1 protein-coding gene and 1 pseudogene are annotated in these 1,212 nt (G+C 66.2%); one reads left to right on the top strand and one right to left on the bottom strand.

Annotated features, from left to right (window positions below):
• On the bottom strand, window positions 1-286 hold a 286-nt coding region (locus FLX07_RS35790; RefSeq protein ID WP_142576406.1), incomplete at its 3' end, for an endo-1,4-beta-xylanase.
• Window positions 287-973: 687 nt separating this feature from the next.
• On the opposite strand from FLX07_RS35790, the pseudogene FLX07_RS35785 reads away from it, so the two are divergent.
• A pseudogene (locus FLX07_RS35785) lies at window positions 974-1,212 on the top strand (extracellular catalytic domain type 1 short-chain-length polyhydroxyalkanoate depolymerase); the annotation flags it as partial.

Below are 1,212 nucleotides of genomic sequence, written 5' to 3'. Positions count from 1 at the left end.
GCTCAGTCGCGTCGATCTTCATCTCGTTCTCGGCCGTGACCATGTTGAACTCACGATTCGCGATCGTCGTGTAGTTCGAGTCACCCAGCCTGCTCGAGCTGATCGCCGTACCGAAATAGCGGCCGCTCTGCGCGGCCGCGGCGCCCAGAGTGCTCGCCGCCGCGTCGGCGGGAACCGACACCGCCACGGCGGTGACCGCGCTGAGAACGCCGAGCGCGCCGGCGAGCAGCACCCGGCCGCGGCGCGGGCGCCGGAGCCGATCTGACGGGGTGGCGTTTGTATCCATGCCTGAGCCTCCACAACTGAATCACGGAAAGCGGACATCCGCGGGAGCGATACCGCGTCCCGTTGCGGGGACGCACGCCACGAGGGAGCCGCGGACGGCGCCCCCTGCCCCTTCACCACCGACCTGACAGGGGAGACCGCCTCGGGGACTCAGTCTGGAAATCTCGCCGAAATGTGTCAAGACTCCTTTGAAACTTTCGGTGACCTTGGTTGCCGGACAGGCCCGACAGGCGCTCCGATGAGCGCTCCTGCCTCCGAAAACAGGGCGGTCACCTTGGCATGCGAGCGGAGTTGCCGATGAAACTTTCAGTGCCATACCGGGCTCGATCGAGGTCCGGTGGGTGCCGATATCTCCTGATGAGTGACGTCCGGCGCACACCGTGGCGTGGAACGAGGTGCGCCGCCCCCTTGACGGCACCTCCCCGCTTCGTATTTGCTCCGCGCACCACCACCGGCCGATCCCCCTGGGAGAGGAGCAGTCGACTCATCCAGTGGATGTTAACGCTAACAAGGCCGCTGTCGAGTGCTGTGGACTCCGGCCTCGCCGCCTGACGGGGCCCTCCCATGGGAACCGCATCGCGACACCTGAGCCTCGGCCGTTGATGGTAACGCTCACATATCGGTGCCGCCTCGGAGAGAGGCCGAACACGTGCGGCATCCGCGTCATCTCACAACGGAAGGACATGGCGTGAAACGAAGGCTCACCGCCATACTGGCGGCCGTTGCCCTGCCTCTGGTGGTGGCGGGCATGTTTCTCGGGGTCCGGCCCGCGGCGGCGGCATCGCTGACCCGGGTGACCGGTTTCGGCAACAACCCGACGAACCTCAACATGTACCTCTACGTGCCCGACAGAGTCGCGGCACGCCCGGCACTGCTGGTCCTGGTCCACTACTGCGGCGGATCAGCCGGCGCGATCTTCAACGGCAA

The sequence above is a fragment of the Microbispora bryophytorum genome (assembly GCF_006874465.1).
Classification (GTDB): Bacteria; Actinomycetota; Actinomycetes; order Streptosporangiales; family Streptosporangiaceae; genus Microbispora; species Microbispora bryophytorum.
The sequence above is the reverse complement of the archived record's forward strand: the minus strand, read 5'-3'. Positions and strand labels throughout refer to the sequence as shown.